The organism is Coleofasciculus sp. B1-GNL1-01 (assembly GCF_040220235.1).
GTDB lineage: Bacteria > Cyanobacteriota > Cyanobacteriia > Cyanobacteriales > Coleofasciculaceae > Coleofasciculus.
The window spans coordinates 40,297-59,674 of sequence record NZ_JAVJTO010000132.1 but is presented as its reverse complement, the minus strand read 5'-3'; the positions used below and the strand labels follow the sequence as shown (position 1 = coordinate 59,674).

The following is a 19,378-nucleotide window of genomic DNA, read 5'->3' as shown; positions in this document are numbered from 1 at the left end:
GGGGACTTTTAGCTAGACTGACAGCCATGAGTCTAATCGTACCTCAATGAAAAGTATTCCCACTCAAATTCCAGAAGTTTTAATTTTAGAACCCCGCGTCTTTACCGATGACCGTGGTTTTTTCCTAGAAAGCTACAACCACAAAGCTTTGGCGGAAACAGCAAACATAACAGCTGAGTTTGTCATGGATGGTCATTCCCGTTCCGGGCAGAACGTCCTACGAGGACTACACTACCAGATCCAGCAACCGCAGGGGAAGCTGGTGCGAGTGGTTGTTGGCGAAATACTGGATGTAGCCGTCGATATCCGCAAAAGTTCTCCGACATTTGGACAATGGGTAAGCTGTCTCTTGAGTGCTGAAAATAAGCGCCAACTTTGGGTACCAGAAGGTTTTGCCCATGGATTTTACGTGGTGTCACAGGTAGCCGAGGTATTATACAAAACCACGGATTACTATGCCCCGCAACACGAAAGAACCCTACTCTGGAATGATCCCGACTTGGCAATTGACTGGCAACTCACCACCGATCCAATATTATCGGCAAAAGACCAAGCGGGTCAACCTTTGAAAACAGCAGAGATTTACCCATGACACGTATCTTACTCATCGGTATGGCTGGACAACTGGGGAGTGAACTCCAACACACCCTAGCTCCCTTGGGAGAGGTGATTGGTTTTGACCGCCAGGGGTTGGATTTGACACAACCGGATCAAATTCGTCAGGTTATTCGGGAGATTAAGCCTAATCTGATTGTAAATGCCGCCGCTTACACAGCCGTAGACAAAGCCGAAAGTGAACCTGAACTGGCAAATACGATTAATGGCACAGCTCCCACAATTATGGCAGAAACCGCCCAAGAGCTGGGATCAGGTTTAATTCATATTTCTACCGATTATGTCTTTGATGGGCGAAAAAATACACCTTATACTGAAACGGATACACCCAATCCCTTAAACGCCTATGGGAAATCGAAGCTCTTAGGAGAAACAGGAGTACAACAGGCGTGCGATCGCGCTGTTATTATGAGAACAGCTTGGGTGTATGGAGTTCACGGTAAAGGTAACTTCGTTAAGACGATGTTAAGAGTCGGCGCACAACGGGAAGAACTGCGAGTAGTTGTGGATCAAGTGGGGGCGCCAACCTGGACAGGGGAATTAGCCCGTGCGATCGCGCAGTTAATTCCACACCTCAACTCAGAGTCGGTGACGGGTATCTATCACTATACCAATAGTGGTGCGATTAGTTGGTATGATTTTGCCGTAGCTATATTTGAGGAAGCTCGACAACTGGGCTTTCCCTTAAACGTCGAGCAAGTTGTGCCGATTAATACCTCAGAATATCCCATACCCACTCCCCGTCCAGCTTATACCGTACTCTCTAGCAAGAAGATATCCGCCGTTTTAGGGACTCATCCCCCCCATTGGCGCACAGCACTGCGGCAAATGCTCAAACAACTCTATGCTCACCAATAATGTCTGATCAGCTTAATCCAACCCGTCGTGGCAATACAACCCAGTTGACAAAGGACGACTCACCCTTTAACTATGTTCTGATTACCGGTCCTGGGCGTTCGGGGACAACGTGGCTAGGTCGGATGATGGATAGCTATGAACATTGTAGTTATAAATTTGAACCCTTTGTGCGATCGCCCCTTTACCGAGAGTGGAAAAATGATTTAGAGTCGGGCGACGTTAAGGAATTACGTCGTCGCTTTGCGTCGCTGTGTTCTAATTTTGACCATGACGTTGATTTACCCCCATTTCCCGCCAAGAGTTTTCGCTGGCAAAATCCCCAACTCTTACACCTGTTGTATGGTTTAGGTAGTCGTGTCGAAGCCCTGAAGCCTCTCTATCACTGGTATGGTCATACTAAACTAACTTCAGAGACTCCTATCCTAATTAAGGATGTGAATTTCCCTACTCCCCTCTTACCCCGCCTGTGTGAGGTGCTACAGCCTAAGTTGATTGGGATGATCCGTAATCCCTTTGGTAGAATTGCGTCTACGCTCAAAGGTAAACAACTCAATCAGTTTAGCCAGCGCTCCCAATCGGATAAAATAGAAGGAATGCGGCGATCAATTGACGCCGTTGGGGGGAATTTCCTGGCTGAGTATCGCGATCGCTTGGAGGAAATGTCAGATATGCAGTTAGATGCTGTAATCTGGCGTATCCAAGTTGAACCCTTGGTTGAGTATACTCGCTCCTATGACCAGGGATTAGTCGTTGTTTATGAAGATTTATGTAATGATCCCCAGAGCAAAATTACGGAAATCTTTAACTTCGTGGGCTGGGAACTCGGTCAAACCACTCGCGACTTCATCAATGAATCAACCACTGGTGAACGCCAGTTATCTGATCAATCTAAGGCATATTTTAGTGTCTACCGCGATCCCCGCACCAGTATGTCCAAGTGGAAAACCCAGCTTACCGATGAACAACAAGCCGATATCGCTTCTGTAATTCGCGATTCACCGTTGAAAGATCTTTGGTCTGACCTACCCCTTTGAACTGAGACTATGAGGATATAGTAACTTAGAGGAAATGGTACGTTTGTAGTAGGCACTTTAGTGCCTTTCGCGCTCAAGCGCTGACTACAAACTGCGCTCACTTGGGCTTTAAGTTGTGGAGATTGATGATGCTCTTTGCTCTCGTCGAAAAACCAACCTAACCCCCCAGCCCCCTTCCCAACCCCCCTCATTCCCCCCTGCGAGGGGGGAGGACAAAGGATGCTTCGCTCTTGTGGCACGGAAGGGGGAGCATGAAAGCCCCTCCAAATAAAGAATATATTCCGCTTCCCTCTCCTTGTAGGAGAGGGCTAGGGAGAGGTTCGGGGAGGGGTTTTGGGAGGGGTCAGATTCCACCGATAATTAACCAAAAGTATCATTTATGTCCCGGCGATAATCCAGCCAATCTCAACAAGTTCTAATGAAAGCACTCATTCTTTCCGGCGGAAAAGGAACGCGACTACGCCCCCTCACCTATACTGGGGCAAAACAACTCGTGCCTGTTGCCAATAAACCCATTTTGTGGTATGGAATTGAAGCGATCGTCGCCGCTGGGATTACCGATATTGGGATTATTATCAGCCCAGAAACCGGAGAAGAAGTGAAGACCAAAACGGGAACAGGCGATCGCTTTGGGGCTAAGATTACTTATATCCTGCAAGATCAGCCAGCCGGATTAGCCCATGCGGTCAAGATTGCTCAACCGTTTCTAGGGGATGCACCCTTTTTAATGTATCTGGGTGATAACCTGGTACAAAGTGACTTGAGCCTATTTATCGAACGGTTTCAACAGCGAAATCTAGATGCCCTCACCCTGCTGTGTTCCGTTCCCAATCCCACCGCCTTTGGTGTGGCAAAGGTGGATGAGGAAGGGCGAGTCTTGCAGTTGGTGGAAAAGCCCAAAGTTCCGCCCTCAAATCTGGCACTGGTGGGGATTTATCTATTTTCTAACACAGTTCACCAGGCGATCGCGAATATTCAACCTTCGGCGAGAGGGGAATTGGAAATTACCGATGCGATTCAATATCTGATTGACCAACCCAAGCAGGTGGAATCCTTCCAGTTAAAAGGCTGGTGGCTGGATACAGGGAAAAAGGATGACCTATTGGAAGCCAATCGGGTGATTTTGGATACCCTGTTAGAAACCTCTGTTCAGGGTGAGGTTGATGAAACTAGCCAGGTGATTGGGCGGGTTAAGATTGGTCAAGGTTCCCAGGTAGTTAACTGTACCATTCGTGGACCAGTGACGATTGGCAGCAATTGCCATCTGGAAAATTGTTTTATTGGTCCTTACAGTAGTGTAGCTGACCAGGTTACCCTGGTTGATACTGATTTAGAGCATAGTGTGATTTTACAGGGGGCGAAGGTGATTGGGGTACAGCAGCGGATTGTAGATAGTGTGATTGGACAACGGGCAAAGTTGAGTGTAGCCCCACGGCGTCCCAAGGCGTTGCGGTTTATGATTGGAGATGATTCACAAATTGAATTAGTTTGATAACGTTGGCTGGGCGGTTGAAACCGCAGCTACACAAACTAAACCCGCCTGCGCGGGTTTCACCAAGTCTAGAACCCTGAGTCGGGGCGGGTTTAATCACATCTGGGTGGAACCGAAAAGATAGTCGTGAAACCCGCCCCTACACACCAGAGACGCCATGTCATCGAGGGAAGCTAAGGGTCAAAACTTACCTTCCTTCGTTGCACCACATCCCGTGACCGTGACAGGTAGGGGCGACCCGCTTGCACCAATTAACAACTCTAGCTACTTAATGGGTTCGGGTCGCCCTCTGCTCAACCCTCTGTGACAAAAAGTGTTTCCCAGGCAAGGTTAACAGTTGAGCTATTTATCCTCTAAAATTAGGAGAGTACAGGATAAATTGGCTACCGTACCCGAGTGTAAGTGAATTTAGCTATAGCCTTTTATTATAAAACCAACACTGTGGTCATAACCAAACCCACTTTCAGCATTCTATGTGTATTGCCGATCAAAGAAAATCCCGTTTATCAAAAAAGGTCGTCCGTAGGGGCGCATAGAGGTCATTGGTGTCAACTTAAACTCAACCCCCTCACCCCCAGCCCCTCTCCCACCAGGGGAGAGGGGAGCAAGAAGGAAGCGCTATGGAAATCATCTTCCAAGTGTGTTTTGGAAGCGTCTTTATTGGAGGTTTCCCCTTCTCCCTTGAAACAAAAGCGAAATATCCGCTGTCATCCCCCCTCCTCGTAGGGGGGAACGAGGGGGGTGGGAGTTGGGGTTAGGGGATAAGGGTTAAAAGATTGCCAGTCGAGCTTTTGGCGCTTAAGTTGACACGCATGACAGACGTGTGCCCTTCCCCTTAGCTGGCGGTTCAGGGCAATAAACTCTAAAACTCAAACAAACTACTTATCCAGATGATTGACTATCTTTCCAAAGTTTTATACGTTTTAACGGGAAGTCGCAAAAGTCTTATCTTCCTCTTACTAATATTTATCTTTACCTCAATTCTAGAAGCCTTTGGCATTGGCTTAGTCGGACCATTCATCAGCCTAGCGTCCAACCCAGAATCGATTCAAAGTATTACTGTACTCGACTGGGCTTATCGAAAGTCAGGATTGGAATCCCCTCAGCAATTTATCCCCATCGTCGGATTTATAATTATTGCCATTTTCTGTATTCAAGCGTTGCTTTATTTTCTGTCTCAAACATATATATATCGATACACCCATAAGCAAAAATCAATCTTGATATCTCGGTTACTCAAGGCATATTTAAAAGCACCTTATACATTTCACTTAAATCAAAATACAGCCAGTATTATTAGAAATATTATTACCGAGACAAATATGTTTACCAATCAATGTTTGCTCGCGTTACTCATATTTGTGACCAATGGAATTGTGATCGGGGTTTTAACAGGATTAATGGCATATAGCAATTCCCTGCTCTTGGTCATGGTTTTGGTTGTTTTGGTACCCACATTTTTGTTATTTAGTAAATTTGGGCATAGATTTAAGCGATGGGGTAGAATCCAATCGCAAACTCAAAAAGAAATGATTAGTACGATTAACCACGGCCTAGGTGGATTAAAAGAGACACGGTTGATTGGCTGTGAATCCTATTTTGAAAATCAAATAGACCAACAAGCTCAAAAATATGCTAGAGCTGCTACTTTATCACAAGCATCAAATCTATTACCGAACATTTTTATTAAGACAAGTTTAATTGTATTTGTGGTTCTATTTGTCTCTCTGTTTCATGTTTTCTTCACGGAAAATGGACAAGATTTGACCGCTGTGATGGGTGTTTTTGCTGTGGCGTCAGTACGCTTAATCCCAGCATCAAGTCAATTTGTTCAGTCCATGGCAAAAATGCGAACCTCTAACTATGCGCTGAATATGCTCTACTTAGATCTCAAGGAAATAGAGAAACAAAAAATTCACAATCGTCTAGAAATACTGCCAGATGCAAGGGTAAATGGCTCAGCTCATGGGAAAAATAAAGCAAATCAAGCGCTTAGCTTTGCCAATCAAATTGAGCTGATTAATGTAACCTATCGTTATCCGGAGGCTTCCGAACTGTCTCTTGACCAGATTTCGTTTAAGATTAAGAAAGGGGAATCGATTGCCTTAATTGGCAAATCGGGAGCGGGAAAGACGACTTTAGTGGATGTGATACTAGGGCTGTTGGAGCTAGAGAGTGGAGATATTAAAGTCGATGGTGTATCCATCTATGATAATCTGCGCTCTTGGCAAAACCTTGTCGGGTATATTCCCCAATCGATTTTTTTGACCGATGATACAATCGAACGGAATATTGCCTTTGGTGTTCCTGATGAGCAGATTGATGAGGAACGATTGCACAAAGCGATCGCAGCCGCGCAGCTTGAGGAATTGATTGAGCAATTGCCCGATGGGATAAAGACAGGGGTAGGTGAACGGGGGGTACGTTTATCCGGGGGACAACGCCAACGGATAGGGATTGCGAGGGCGATTTATCATGAACGGGAAATTTTGGTACTGGACGAAGCGACGGCGGCATTGGATAATGAGACAGAGAGTCGGGTGACAGCGGCGATTAACGCTCTGGCGGGGACGAAAACCCTGATTGTGATCGCTCATCGCCTATCTACGGTTGAGAACTGCGATCGGGTTTATATGTTGGAGAAGGGACGAGTAGTGAAGTCGGGGAGTTATCAGGAAGTAGTTTTGGACAGTTAACTTCTTAGGAAAATATAGTCGATATGATGAGCAAGAGGAATGGAATGATTGATCAGAGTGGCTTAACAGCTAGCCCCGTTTGCCCAATCTCTGGAGCTGAGATGAAACCGTGGCTTTTTGTTCCGGGTGATTGGAGACGCCCTACCGTAAGCAAGCCATTCCAATTGTATTGGTGTCAAGCGTCACAGTTTGGACGAGTATACCCGGTTCCAGATCCGAGTGAAATTACCAGTTTTTATAACGTTGATGAATATTATACTCATGGAGTCAATCCCCGATCGTCGGACTCTGTGTCATCGGTTTCTTTCCTAGAAAGATTACGAACTCAACTGGCTTGGCGTTTTGATGATGGGATTAACGGATGGCCTCATGACTGGTTTCACTCTCACTTTGGTTCGACTTCTCGGTTTATTTGCGAAATCGGTTGCGGTAATGGCAAGCTGCTGGAAAAATTGCGAGAGTGGGGGCATACCGTCTATGGAGTTGAACCTGATCCGCAAGCCCGATTTATAGCGGTCGAAGAACGGGGTCTTCAAGTGTTTGCTGGTACAGCGGAGTCTCTACCACCGGAAATTAGTTTGAGACACTATGAGCTAGTGATTATTAAACATGCCCTCGAACACACTGTAGATCCGGTTAAGGCAGTCTCTAATGCCATTAAGCTATTGGCTCCAGGTGGTAAGTTAGTAATTGAAGTTCCCAATAATTCAGCCTTGGAATTCAAATTTTGGGGAATCGCGTGGTTTCATCTGGATGTACCAAGACATTTAAACTTTTTTACAAAATATAGTTTACATAAGCTCTGTGAACAGTTAGAGCTTAAACTATGCGCTACTGAGTTCTATGGTTACTGCCGACAATTTACAAAACATCATATCTGTATAGAACAAAAGATAGCTGAAATATTGTGTTCTCTGGAGGAAAATAACGAATCCCCCCAAGTCAAAAACTTCAACTTAAAGAGTTGGCTTCTACTACTTCAAAGTGCTTTCGCTGCCAATGAACAGAAGTATGATTGTGTTCGCGTTATTGCTGAAAAACCGAATGGGCAGCCCACTATATAACTATATAGATAGATGGTCTAATTAGGGGCTGCTGAATAAGTTTTGTGGTGGGGAGAGGCAATAGGGAATAGGCAATGGGCAATGGTTTTAACCCTCTGTCGAGGTAAAATTTAGTGCTGTTGTCGGCGAAAATTCCAGGATGCAAGACTGTTATAGTGTAAAAACCTTGCACTTGTTGGATCGAAAAATGGCTGGAAACCCTTATCTGGTCTACCTTACACGCTTATGCAGCAAGCCCTAATTAAACAGTGACTCTGTAAAACAAAGCCCATGACCCCTCAAGCTCAACTGGCGATGCTTGCCTTGATCCCCCTAGTATTATACATATTTACTCGGTTTCCGCCCCCAAAGGCAGTGGTAATTAGCTTCATTGTCGCCTGGCTATTCCTTCCCCAAAAAACGGCTTTTTCGTTTCCAGGTCTTCCTGACTATACGCGAGTATCAGCAACTGTTTACTGCGTTTTACTCGCTACGTTTATTTTTGATGTCGGACGTTTCAGTTCATTTAAATTAAGTTGGCTAGATTTGCCCATGCTAATCTGGTGTCTGTGTCCCTTGGCTTCATCAATCAGTAACAACCTAGGAGTCTACGATGGCATGTCATCAGTTCTTAGTCAAACGCTGCTTTGGGGTGTCCCTTATTTTCTCGGTCGCATCTACTTCAATAATTGGCGGGGGTTGCGCTTATTAGTGATTGGTATTTTTATTGGCGGTTTAGTCTATGTTCCTTTTTGTCTGTATGAAATCCGCATGAGTCCGCAGCTACACCGCATGGTTTACGGTTTCTTTCCTCACATGTTTCTTCAAACGATGCGTTATGGGGGATTTAGACCACAAGTTTTCATGCAACATGGTCTTGAAGTGGGTATGTGGATGATGGCAGCGACACTGGCTGGCATTTGGCTGTGGCAAGCTAGGGGACTTAAGCAAGTGTGGGGGATTCCCATGGGTTTGCTGATGCCAGTCTTGCTGATTACATTTATACTGATCAAATCTACAGGTGCATGGCTGTTACTGGGAATTGGAATTGTTATTCTATTTACTATTCGCTGGTTTCAGACCTCTTTACCTCTATTGCTGGTGATTGGAGCGATGTTCTTCTATTTAGGTATGGGGGTGAGTGGGACATTTACGGGTGAAAGGGCTGATCAGATGGTTTCATTTATGGCTCAGGTAACGAATGAAGAACGAGCTGCTTCCTTACAAATAAGATTTGATAATGAAGAAGAATTAGGGGACAAAGCACGGCAGCGGATAATTTTTGGATGGGGAGGATGGGGACGAAATCGCATTTATGAATATAACAGGTATGGAGAAGAAATAAATACATCATTGACCGACAGTCTGTGGATGCAAGCTTTTGGCATCCGGGGTATTGTGGGCTTACTGAGTGTATACGTGGCGATGCTACTTCCGGTGGTCAGGTTTTGCTTGGGTCGATATCCTCCCCAAACCTGGTTTAATCCTAAAGTCGCTCCTGCGGCTATAGCAGCCTTGATCCTAACGTTATATATGTTTGATTGTCTGCTTAATGCCATAGAAAACCCAATTTATATGCTTTTATGTGGAGGGTTAGCCGGGTTTTTATTAAATCAGCCAGAAACACAAAAACTAAGAGGCAGTCGTCCCTCAGTATCTAAGGCGTATCTGGTACGATAGAGACAATATCTGAATGATTAATTTACTTAAGCAACACTTGAGTGATAACAACAAATATGGGCGCAGATAAACCAGACTATATCTTAATTTTCGGGCAGGGACGCTCTGGAACCAACTGGTTGCTTGATCTCCTCGACCTTAGCCCTCAGACTTATTGTCGCAATGAAGCCAATAAGTTAAAAACCTCTCCTCTGGCTCAACTCCCATCACCCATTGTTCGACAACCTCTAGGTGATGATTTTGGAGGACAATGGGACAAAGCTGTTGCATCAGTTGCATTGAGAATGGGTGATCGCGATCGCATAGGAACTTATCCTAAATTTTATATTAATCAGCCAGTCCGTCAGTTAGGAACTATAGTATTGGGCAAGCGCCGACTTCGCCAACTCTTTTCCCCAATCATGCCTAGCCTCAGGCAACCTGACTGGCCCGTGCCGAGGTGGTTTGTTCACCCCGATGCCCTTAAGCAAGCGTCTACGGTTTTAAAGCTGAATATGGCTCCAGCATGGGCAGAGTGGGTACTCCTCAACCGTCCCAATGTGCTGGTGATTCATATTGTGCGACACCCAGGAGGGTTTTTGAATTCGATGAGTCGTCGCTATTGGGCAGATCAGGATATAACTGTGATTAAGCAGGATAACCAGGAACGTCTCAGGCAGATTGTTAAATATGAACCGGAGTGGGCTGAACGGTTTGGCGAGATAGAGGCGATGTCTGAAGAAGAATCGGAGTTGTGGTATTGGCGCTATGCTAGCGAAACGATTCACACGGCGGGTGAGGGACGTGCCAATTATGTGCAGCTTGTATATGAGGACTTGGTTGCCAATCCTATTGATGTGGCGAAGCATGTTTATGATAAATGCCATCTACCCTGGACAAAGGACATCGAAGCGGAGATCGCTAAAAGTGCATCAAGTTCCCAGGTGATCGCCACGGCGTGGTCTAAGAAGTTAGAGCCAGAGAAAATTGAGTTGACCAAGCGCATTTTAGCTGGCAGCTTCATGTCAAATTGGTGGGAAGATTAGTGGCGCTAAGATGAATACATTGGGGATTATTTCCGGTTGAGCAATCAACGCACGCACGAGCCAGTTAATTAGAATAAAGCTTACCGATTTCAGTTATGATTGCTAAGAGAAATGTAGCTAGCCTAAATGAGTTGCTTAAACCTTTAGCCAGCCAGCAAGACTTCGTAACTATGTGAATGATTGAAACACACTACAGTCGAAACCACCCAAAACTTCTGCTTATGCTTGGCACTCTTACTTAATTTATACCCAAAATGTCAAATGCAGCTCAACCCAATCCTTCCTATCCTCTACTCGTAGTCATCCTTAACTACCGCACCCCCAGCCTAACAATCGACTGCCTGCGCTCCTTAGAAATAGAAGTCCAATCCCTACCTGGCACTCGCGTCGTCGTTTCCGACAATGCCTCTGGCGATGGCTCCGTCGAACAAATTGCCGCTGCCATAGAAACCGAAGGCTGGGGAAAATGGGCATCATTACTCCCCTTAAACCACAACGGCGGCTGTGCCTTCGGCAACAATGCGGCAATCCGTCCAGCACTAGAATCGACCAATCCCCCGACCTACGTTCTCTTACTCAATCCAGACACCATTGTTCGCCCCAATGCCCTAAAAATCCTAGTAGACTTTATGAACGAACATCCGGACGTGGGGATTGCCGGTAGTCGCCTCGAAGAACCCGATGGCACTCCCCAATGTTCTGCTTTCCGCTTTCATACAGCACTGAGCGAATTAGACAGAGGCTTACGATTGGGCATCGCCTCGAAAATTCTGGAAAAATGGGTGGTTTGGCCCCCCATCCCCGAAGAACCTTGCCCAACCGACTGGGTAGCAGGAGCCAGCATGATTGTGCGCCGGGAGGTATTTGAGCAGGTTGGCTTACTAGATGAAGGATATTTCTTGTATTATGAAGATGGCGACTTTTGCCTACAGGCAAAACGAGCAGGCTGGAGTTGTTGGTATGTCCCGGATAGTCGAATTGTTCATATCGTTGGACAAAGCACGGGAGTGACTGACACCAAACGCCCAGCCAAGCGCCGCCCTCAGTACTGGTTCAATTCTAGGCGACGATTCTTTATCAAAAACTATGGATTACCTTACACCCTATTAGCCGATACTCTCTGGATCGTTGGTTTTTCCTTATGGCGTATGCGCCGCATCATTCAACGGAAACCGGACAAAGATCCACCCTATATGCTTAATGATTTCATCCGCAATAGTGTATATAGGCAACGAAACCTGCCCACAAATCAACCCTAAAGTGTTGGTCAGCATAACCCAGGTTAACGGTGACAAAACAAAAAAGAATAAGGTCAGTAGAGACGTTTTAGCAGAACATCGGTTTGTATAGAAAACGGAGAATTTAATCGCTTATATTAGCATTTACATGTAGAAAATTTGACATTTTGAACCTTTTCAGCATCCTGATTCGATGACTCCACTGGTGTGATAGTCCTTACTTAACTTTAAACGTGGAAAAACTCGCAGACCTAAACAGAACTACAATGGAGACGCAGCCCGACGCCCTATCCAGTAGCCAGGAAGTCGAAACCAAACCTCTAGGACTTTGGCAACAAATCAAAGAAGATTGGATTGCCCACAAACAAGATTGGACAAAACCGGGATTTCGGGCTGTCGCCATTTATCGCTTTGGCGTCTGGCGCATGACCATCGAACCCAAACTGCTGCGAGCGCCGTTTAGCATCCTTTACCGAGCCTTATACCGCCATGTCCGGAATGTGTATGGGATTGATTTACCCTACACCGTCAAACTCGGTCGTCGCGTAATCATAGAACATCAAGGTGCCATCATTATCCACGGATATTGCACAATTGGTGACGATTGTGTGATCCGTCAAGGAGTAACCCTGGGAAATCGTTATCGGGAACACCCCTTGGATGCGCCACAACTAGGAAATCGCGTTAACGTGGGAGCAGGTGTAAAAATCCTGGGCAAGCTCTCTATTGGAGATGATGTCAATATTGGAGCTAACGCCGTGGTTCTCACCGATATCCCAGCCGGAAAAACCGCTGTCGGTATTCCCGCTAAAATTATTAACTCCCAAGCTTGTCCGAATCCAATTTGATTAATCTGTCAAAACTATCGCTATAAGTAAGTAGATTGGAGACTATCGGAGTCGGAATATGAGTAACATCGGATTAGTAGCTATTGGACGCAACGAAGGAGAACGCCTGCGTCGCTGCTTAGATTCTGTCATTGGCAAAGTCGCTCATATCGTCTACGTCGATTCGGCTTCAACTGATGGTAGCGTAGAATTCGCCCGTTCTCTCGGCGTCGATGTCCTTGAACTCGACCCAGCCAAACCGATGGCGTCTCCTCGCTCCCGGAATGAAGGCTTCTTCTATTTAATCAACACCTATCCCGACATTAAATATGTCCAATTTATCGATGGTGACTGCGAGTTAGTCGAGGGATGGTTGGAAAAAGCCGAAGCCCAACTCGACGCCAGACCAGATGTTGCCGTCGTCTGTGGTCGGCGACGCGAACTGTACCCCGACGCCTCGGTTTATAACCGCTTATGCGATATTGAATGGGATACCCCAATCGGTGAAGCCAAAGCCTGTGGCGGTGACGCCATGATGCGTCCAGACGCCTTACAACAGGTGGGAGGATTCAATCCCACTCTCATCGGCGGTGGCGAACCCGAACTGTGCGTGCGACTGCGGCGGAAGGACTGGAAAATCCTCCGCATTGATGCTGAAATGACCCGACACGATGCTGACATTAAACGGTTTAGCCAGTGGTGGAACCGTTTTCGCCGATGTGGTCATGCCTATGCTGAGGGATCTTGGTTACACGGTCGCAGTCCGGAACGGCATTGGCTCAAAGAAAGCAGAAGTATTTGGTTTTGGGGATTAGTTCTGCCCCTGCTAGCTTTGAGCATGGCATGGTTTACCCAGGGATTGAGTTTACTGCTATTCCTCGGTTATCCAATTCTGATCTATCGCATAGACTACTGGATGCAAAAACAAGGTTTAAGTTCGAGAGATGCCCGAATTTTTGCACTATTCTGTGTGATTGGTAAATTCCCCTTAGTACAGGGTCAAATTCTGTTTCACCTTAACCGACTAAAAGGACGGCATACTAAATTGGTTGAGTATAAAGATGTAACTGCCATTAGCCCAGATAGCCAACCTGTGCCATAAACACCTAATTGATAGGGAGCATCCCACCAACCTACCAAAGGGAAGACAACAGTGACAGTTACATGATACAGAATGAGTACCGGGAGTCAATAATCTTATAAAATATGCACAAAAGGTATCGGCACAATAAACTGAGACGTATAATTCCCAGACTGACGCACCTTATTTACAATCTCATCGCGATAATTCCAGGCGGTTAACAGGAAATAATCCGGGGGATTCTCCTGAGATTCTTCCTCAGAAATCACTTTAATATTGGACTTAGGTAAATATTTCCCCTGTTTCATTGGTGTACTATCCACACAATATTTAATCTCTTTATCTGTTAATCCGATGAAATTCAACAACGTATTTCCCTTCGCCGTCGCCCCATAAGTATAAATCGTCCACCCACCATCTCTTAACCCCTTAATCAATCGACCTAACGTATCCTTAATTCTCCAGGTATTCTCGACAAAATGCTTAAACGCTGAGGGGGTGAGTAAGAGATCCTCCTGAAGCGTATACTTCCCTACCGCTGAACTAATCTTATCCTCAGCGCTGACTTTCTTGGCGACAAAAACAATCGACCCCCCATGGATAGGCGACATGATAATATCCACCAAATGCATATTATGAATCGCCAACAGCGCTTTCATCGAGCGGATAGAATAGTAGAACATGTGTTCATGATAAATCTGGTCGAACTCATTGTTCTCTATCGTGTTCAACAAGTAGGCATTCTCAATTACAAACAAGCCAGAATCATCCAGCAAATGCGTCACCCCCTTAAGCATCCGATGGGGGTCACAATTATGGGCAAAGCAGTGACGGGCGAGAATAATATTAGGGTTGCCAAATTGGTCTTTCAGTTTGACGGATGATGCTTCGTTGAAAAAGTCACAAACCGTCTCAATCCCTTTCTGATTAGCCAGTTCACTAATTTCCTGGGCTGGATCAATGCCCACTACTTTAGCCACATTGGGTTTAATATGGTCTAAAAATAAACCAACATTACTACCAATCTCTAACGCAAAGGAATGACTGGTTAAATAATTATTTTTGAATAAGAATGACTGAAGAAAATCATAATGGCGGGATAGCAATGTAGACGAAGGGGTCACATAAAAATAATCCTTATAGAGGGCTTCTTCATCCAAGCAGTCTCGCAACTGGACATTGCCACAGTTATCACAAATCTCTAGAACCAGGGGATAAGAATCCTGAACCTGTTCTGGCGATTTTTTCAGGGAGTTGGCGGGGGGTGAGGTTCCTAAATCCAGGAGTACCGATACATCGGCTGAACAAATCCGACACGTCATAATCGTTAGCGTTTGATGAGTATACTGTATATTTTACTCGACTGGAGTAAGCTGCCAGCACTATAATAACCAGAAGATATAGGTTTGTCGCGATCGCACTCTCCCTAATCCCCAAAGTTCCAGACACAGCGAGGTTTCCGGGTCATGTTCACCAATCCACCATGGCTTATCATCGTGGAAATAATCCTATTCGCGATCGCACTCTCCCTGCTTATCCCCATCGGGATGCTGTTTATCGAGTGTTTCGCCGCCCTCTTCCCACCGCGTCAACAACCAGAAGCTCTCCTAGACTCCCATCCCCGCATAACCGTGTTAATTCCCGCCCACAACGAAGCTTCTGGAATTAGCACGACCCTAAAAACAATAATACCCCAGCTAACCAACCCAGACATGACTTTATATAGAATTGATAGTATTATAAATTCTATGTTCAATCCAGTCTTGCCCCTTGCCAGTGAGGGAACCGTTGGAAAGGAGTAGGGAGGGATCGGATAAACGCTGGGTATCCATCGGTGGCAAGTCATTCAAAGCTGCCAAACAAAAACGTTCCATTGGCTTTCCCATTTGCTTAAGAAAAAAATTGGTGATTAGTTGGGGTTAATTGTTACTCGAGATTAAAATAAAATGATAGTGAAAGAAAAAGATTTAGTATCTGAACCCATTTTTCTGGTTGGTGCGGAGCGTTCGGGTACAACAGTTCTGAGACTCATGCTGAGTCATCATCCCCAGATTGCTTGGTGTAATGAATTTGAGTATACCGTCGATCGCATACCTGATGGTGATGGCTGGCCCCAGCTTGAAGAATATTATCAATGGTTGGAAACTCACCGTATCTTTCAAGCCACTGGTTTTAGAATTGACCGCAGTTTAAGCTATCCGCAACTAGTTAATAGCTTTTTACTCCAGAAACAGAATCAGGAGCGCAAATCCCTAATCGGTGCTACCGCTCATCGCCACTTCGATAAATTGCTGCGGATTTGGTCAGATGCTCGCTTTATACATATAGTTAGAGATGGTAGAGATGTTGCTCGTTCCTGTATCGGTATGGGCTGGGCAGGTAATGTCTGGACAGGGGTAGAGCGTTGGATAGAAGTTGAACAATTATGGACACAGCTACAAGATATGATCCCCGGTGAACGGCGAACTGAGGTAAATTATGAAACCCTTATTTCAGAACCGACTAAAACTCTGACGCGCCTGAGTGAATTTATTGGTGTTCCTTACGATGAAGCAATGCTTAGTTACGCTCAGAACACTACTTTTGATTTACCCGATCCGAAATTAATTCAACAGTGGCGACGAAAACTGTCTGAGGATGAGATTCAGTTGGTTGAATCACGAATTGCAGATAGGCTAGTTGAGCGGGGTTATGAACTTAGTGGATTGCCACCTCTAGAGGTTACTCCAGCAAGGGCAAGAAGCCTAAGATTTCAGGACTGGTATGCACGGGTAAAATTCCGAGTTAAACGTCAGGGATTGCCTCTGTTTTTAGCAGAATATTTTTCGAGAAAGCTAGAGATCAAGCCATGGCACAAACGTGTAAAATTGAAACTCAATGCTATTGAAAAGCGATATCTTAAGTAAAAATATTTCGTCGCTCACGAATAACTCTCCCAGAACATAGGACAAAAACGTAGGTAACAATAAACTTCCCAAACAGCGTCCTAGTGATCGCACTATCCCTATTCCCCAAAGTTCCAGACACAGCGAGGTTTCCAGGTCATGTTCACCAATCCGCCATGGCTTATTATCGTGGAAATAGTCCTATTCGCGATCGCACTCTCTCTTCTTGTCCCCATCGGGATGCTATTTATCGAGTGTTTCGCCGCCCTCTTCCCACCGAGTCAACCACCAGAAACCGCCTCAGCCTCCCCTCCCCGCATAACTGTGTTAATTCCCGCCCACAACGAAGCCTCTGGAATTAGCACCACCCTAAAAACCATAGTACCCCAGCTAACCGACCAAGATAGACTGGTAGTTATTGCCGATAATTGTACCGATGACACCGCCGCGATCGCACGTCAACTAGGCGCAAAGGTAATCGAACGTCACGACACAGAACACCAAGGTAAGGGATATGCCCTAGACTACGGTATAAAGTACCTTTCTACCGACCCACCGGATATCGTGGTACTCGTAGATGCTGACTGTATCGTACATGAAAGCGCGATCGCGAAACTCGCTCAACGTGCCAACATTTCCCAAAGACCCACCCAAGCCATTTACCTGTTAGAACAACCCCCCAACCCTACACCCAAAGATACCATTTCCGCCCTATCGGTGCGGGTGAAAAACTTAGTTCGTCCCCGTGGATTAAATCGCCTAGGATTTCCCTGTTTATTGATGGGTACGGGGATGGCGTTTCCTTGGTCAGTTATTAGTCAAGCGCCCCTGGCGAGTAATAATATAGTCGAGGATATGCAGCTTGGCATTGATTTAGCCATAGCCGGACATTCTCCCCTATTTTGTTTAGACGCTAGAGTTACCGGATGTCTCCCCCAGCAGCAGGAAGCCGCCAAAACCCAGCGCACCCGATGGGAACATGGTCATTTACAAACCTTACTTACCCAAGTCCCGCGACTCCTTACCCAGTCTGTGATTCAGCGGCGGGTTGACTTGTTTGCGATCGCTCTTGATTTAGTTGTACCTCCGCTTTCCCTATTAGTCATGATTTGGGTAGCAGTGATGGGGGGAACGTTACTAGCAGCAGTTGTGGGAGTATCCTGGATACCAGCAGTTTTTGTAGGGCTAGAAGGACTGTTGATTTTAGTTTCCATTATTGCAGCATGGGTTAAGTTTTGCCGTGAGAATATACCTGCACATACACTGTTGACTGTACCGTTTTATATTTTGTGGAAGATTCCCCTGTATTTTGCTTTTCTGGTGAAGCCTGAGAATAAGTGGATTAGAACAGAACGGGATGCAGGTGAGTCATCAGAAACCGTTCTATAGCCAAACATCAGCATAAGTTTTAATCCCATCAAAAATCCGCTGAGCGCTAACGCGTACATCAAATGCCTCAACAGTACACTCACGGGCTGATTGATATCATGTCCTAACGATTGCCCATAATTGCAAAGCCATAAAAACAAGGATTACAGGCGTTTTTATTCAGGGGTGTTTGACCGGACATGACATGATATGACTCGCCCTTTTGCGTAAATCAATATCCTGAGCTAGCTGATATAAACGCTCAGCCAAGGCTTTTGCTCTATCTTTGCTTTTGCTCTATCGAAATCCTGTGGGAAACTAATCGCGAACTCGCTCAACGTGCCAACACGTCCCCAAGACCCACTCAAGCCATTTACCTGTTAGAGCAACCACCGCACCCCAAACCCGATGATACCATTGCCGCCTTATCGTTTCGGGTGAAAAACTTAGTCTGTCCTCGTTACTTTATTTGATCCAAAGTCTCAACATTTAAGATTTCTTTTTTAGATAATTTCGCGCATCAATCAAAATAGGAGGAACTAACTTCTTTATCAAGGTATTTATACCAGTATTTATACCAGATGATGTATTTACCCTAAAATCCTCTCCTGGTCGAGTTTTAAACAAGGTTGAATGATCTGAACCAGTAATTTCTGCGGCTGGTCGCCCGTTGCTGTAGTAGTATAGCGCTAATGACTTGCGCGTCTGCCCCTCTGGACAAGTTAATGGCTCAGGATGCCCATGATAGGAGAAGTCTGTAGTGTTAAATATAACACACCGATTAAAGATAGGCAGAATTTTCTTTTTGCACTGCTTCATCTCCCGATCCCAAAGTTCGAGATGACCACCATAGTCTTCCTGCCAATCTTTATTTAAGTATAGGAGCAGATTTAAACGACGGTCTAGGTTCAGTCGGGTATGCCGATTAAAATCGACATGCATTTTCAGATACCCTCCGGGTTCAATTTGATGCAGACCCCCACCCACAAAGTGAGGATCAGGAATAATTCCCTCAATACTGGTTAATTTTTCTAAAAAGTTAATAAACGTGGAAGAGTTCAGTTGATATAAGAGCATGCGTGTTGCTTCTCCCATCTGTAACTCTGATTTTGAACCCAGTTTTTTTTGAGACGATACATCAAATTTTTGCCAATCGATTGAACCGGGTTTAGGAAATTCCTGGAGAATCTCATCTAAAACAAATTCTGGCAAAAAGTCATCAATAACGACATGAGGAAATGGCTGCGCTTGAGAGTAGGATTCTTGATACTTGTTCACCAAATCAATTAAGTAATCTTTCTCAAGACAAAATAGTGAAGTTGAATTCATAGTGCATCTCCTGGGGGTGATTTTTCTTTGGGGGGTGATTTTTCTTTGGAGGATGTCAGTTTGGCAAAAAACATTCTTATGGGTTATGAAAAGCGATACCAATAACAGTTCTCCACCGTAGACAGCCGACGTGGCAGAAAAGTTAGGGTTTTCATCCCGGCTAGAGAGTTAATTGTCTCAGTCGTCCGATTCTGTGATCCATTTACT

The 19,378-nt window shown here is 45.4% G+C and carries 17 protein-coding genes; 15 read left to right on the top strand and 2 right to left on the bottom strand.

Annotation, left to right across the window (positions count from 1 at the left end):
- Positions 1–46: 46 nt before the first annotated feature.
- The 11 genes from rfbC to RID53_RS30895 all read left to right on the top strand — a co-directional run bounded on the left by rfbC (position 47) and on the right by RID53_RS30895 (position 13,610).
- Positions 47–592, top strand: a complete 546-nt coding sequence (rfbC, locus tag RID53_RS30945) for a dTDP-4-dehydrorhamnose 3,5-epimerase (protein ID WP_446391747.1) — start codon at positions 47–49, stop codon at positions 590–592.
- Entirely contained in the window at positions 589–1,473 is an 885-nt protein-coding gene (rfbD, locus tag RID53_RS30940; protein WP_446391746.1) for a dTDP-4-dehydrorhamnose reductase, read from the top strand. The genes rfbC and rfbD overlap by 4 nt, the downstream gene beginning before the upstream one ends.
- Positions 1,473–2,507: a sulfotransferase domain-containing protein gene (locus tag RID53_RS30935; protein WP_446391745.1), complete on the top strand. Its 1,035-nt coding sequence runs from the start codon at positions 1,473–1,475 to the stop codon at positions 2,505–2,507. Before rfbD ends, RID53_RS30935 begins: the two co-directional genes overlap by 1 nt.
- 418 nt (positions 2,508–2,925) lie before the next feature.
- Positions 2,926–3,999, top strand: a complete 1,074-nt coding sequence (locus RID53_RS30930) for a glucose-1-phosphate thymidylyltransferase (RefSeq protein ID WP_446391744.1) — start codon at positions 2,926–2,928, stop codon at positions 3,997–3,999.
- An 890-nt stretch (positions 4,000–4,889) separates the two neighbouring features.
- The gene (locus tag RID53_RS30925; RefSeq protein ID WP_446391743.1) at positions 4,890–6,695 is read left to right on the top strand and encodes an ABC transporter ATP-binding protein; all 1,806 of its coding nucleotides are present in this window, start codon (positions 4,890–4,892) and stop codon (positions 6,693–6,695) included.
- A gap of 44 nt (positions 6,696–6,739) precedes the next feature.
- Positions 6,740–7,759, top strand: coding sequence for a class I SAM-dependent methyltransferase (locus RID53_RS30920; RefSeq protein ID WP_446391742.1), 1,020 nt, complete (start codon positions 6,740–6,742; stop codon positions 7,757–7,759).
- 270 nt (positions 7,760–8,029) lie between these two features.
- Complete coding sequence (locus tag RID53_RS30915; RefSeq protein ID WP_446391741.1) at positions 8,030–9,418, top strand: O-antigen ligase family protein; 1,389 nt, start codon at positions 8,030–8,032, stop codon at positions 9,416–9,418.
- A gap of 56 nt (positions 9,419–9,474) precedes the next feature.
- The gene (locus RID53_RS30910; protein ID WP_446391740.1) at positions 9,475–10,443 is read left to right on the top strand and encodes a sulfotransferase; all 969 of its coding nucleotides are present in this window, start codon (positions 9,475–9,477) and stop codon (positions 10,441–10,443) included.
- 254 nt (positions 10,444–10,697) lie between these two features.
- The gene (locus tag RID53_RS30905) at positions 10,698–11,702 is read left to right on the top strand and encodes a glycosyltransferase family 2 protein (RefSeq protein ID WP_446391739.1); all 1,005 of its coding nucleotides are present in this window, start codon (positions 10,698–10,700) and stop codon (positions 11,700–11,702) included.
- A 245-nt stretch (positions 11,703–11,947) separates the two neighbouring features.
- The gene (locus tag RID53_RS30900) at positions 11,948–12,529 is read left to right on the top strand and encodes a serine O-acetyltransferase (RefSeq protein ID WP_446391738.1); all 582 of its coding nucleotides are present in this window, start codon (positions 11,948–11,950) and stop codon (positions 12,527–12,529) included.
- Between the two features lie 58 nt (positions 12,530–12,587).
- Complete coding sequence (locus RID53_RS30895) at positions 12,588–13,610, top strand: glycosyltransferase (protein WP_446391737.1); 1,023 nt, start codon at positions 12,588–12,590, stop codon at positions 13,608–13,610.
- A gap of 95 nt (positions 13,611–13,705) precedes the next feature.
- On the opposite strand, the gene RID53_RS30890 is transcribed toward RID53_RS30895, so the two are convergent.
- Positions 13,706–14,911, bottom strand: a complete 1,206-nt coding sequence (locus RID53_RS30890) for a class I SAM-dependent methyltransferase (protein WP_446391736.1) — start codon at positions 14,909–14,911, stop codon at positions 13,706–13,708.
- Between the two features lie 144 nt (positions 14,912–15,055).
- Here RID53_RS30890 and RID53_RS30885 point away from each other — a divergent pair, with 144 nt between their 5' ends.
- The 4 genes from RID53_RS30885 to RID53_RS30870 all read left to right on the top strand — a co-directional run bounded on the left by RID53_RS30885 (position 15,056) and on the right by RID53_RS30870 (position 18,315).
- Positions 15,056–15,391, top strand: a complete 336-nt coding sequence (locus tag RID53_RS30885) for a hypothetical protein (protein ID WP_446391735.1) — start codon at positions 15,056–15,058, stop codon at positions 15,389–15,391.
- A 144-nt stretch (positions 15,392–15,535) separates the two neighbouring features.
- On the top strand, positions 15,536–16,495 hold the full coding sequence (locus RID53_RS30880; protein ID WP_446391734.1) for a sulfotransferase family protein: 960 nt from the start codon (positions 15,536–15,538) through the stop codon (positions 16,493–16,495).
- Positions 16,496–16,633: 138 nt separating this feature from the next.
- On the top strand, positions 16,634–17,863 hold the full coding sequence (locus tag RID53_RS30875) for a glycosyltransferase family 2 protein (RefSeq protein WP_446391733.1): 1,230 nt from the start codon (positions 16,634–16,636) through the stop codon (positions 17,861–17,863).
- 254 nt (positions 17,864–18,117) lie between these two features.
- Entirely contained in the window at positions 18,118–18,315 is a 198-nt protein-coding gene (locus RID53_RS30870) for a hypothetical protein (RefSeq protein WP_446391732.1), read from the top strand.
- 16 nt (positions 18,316–18,331) lie between these two features.
- Here the strand turns inward: RID53_RS30870 and RID53_RS30865 are convergent, their stop codons facing one another.
- Complete coding sequence (locus RID53_RS30865; RefSeq protein WP_446391731.1) at positions 18,332–19,171, bottom strand: 2OG-Fe(II) oxygenase; 840 nt, start codon at positions 19,169–19,171, stop codon at positions 18,332–18,334.
- Between the last annotated feature and the right edge of the window lie 207 nt (positions 19,172–19,378).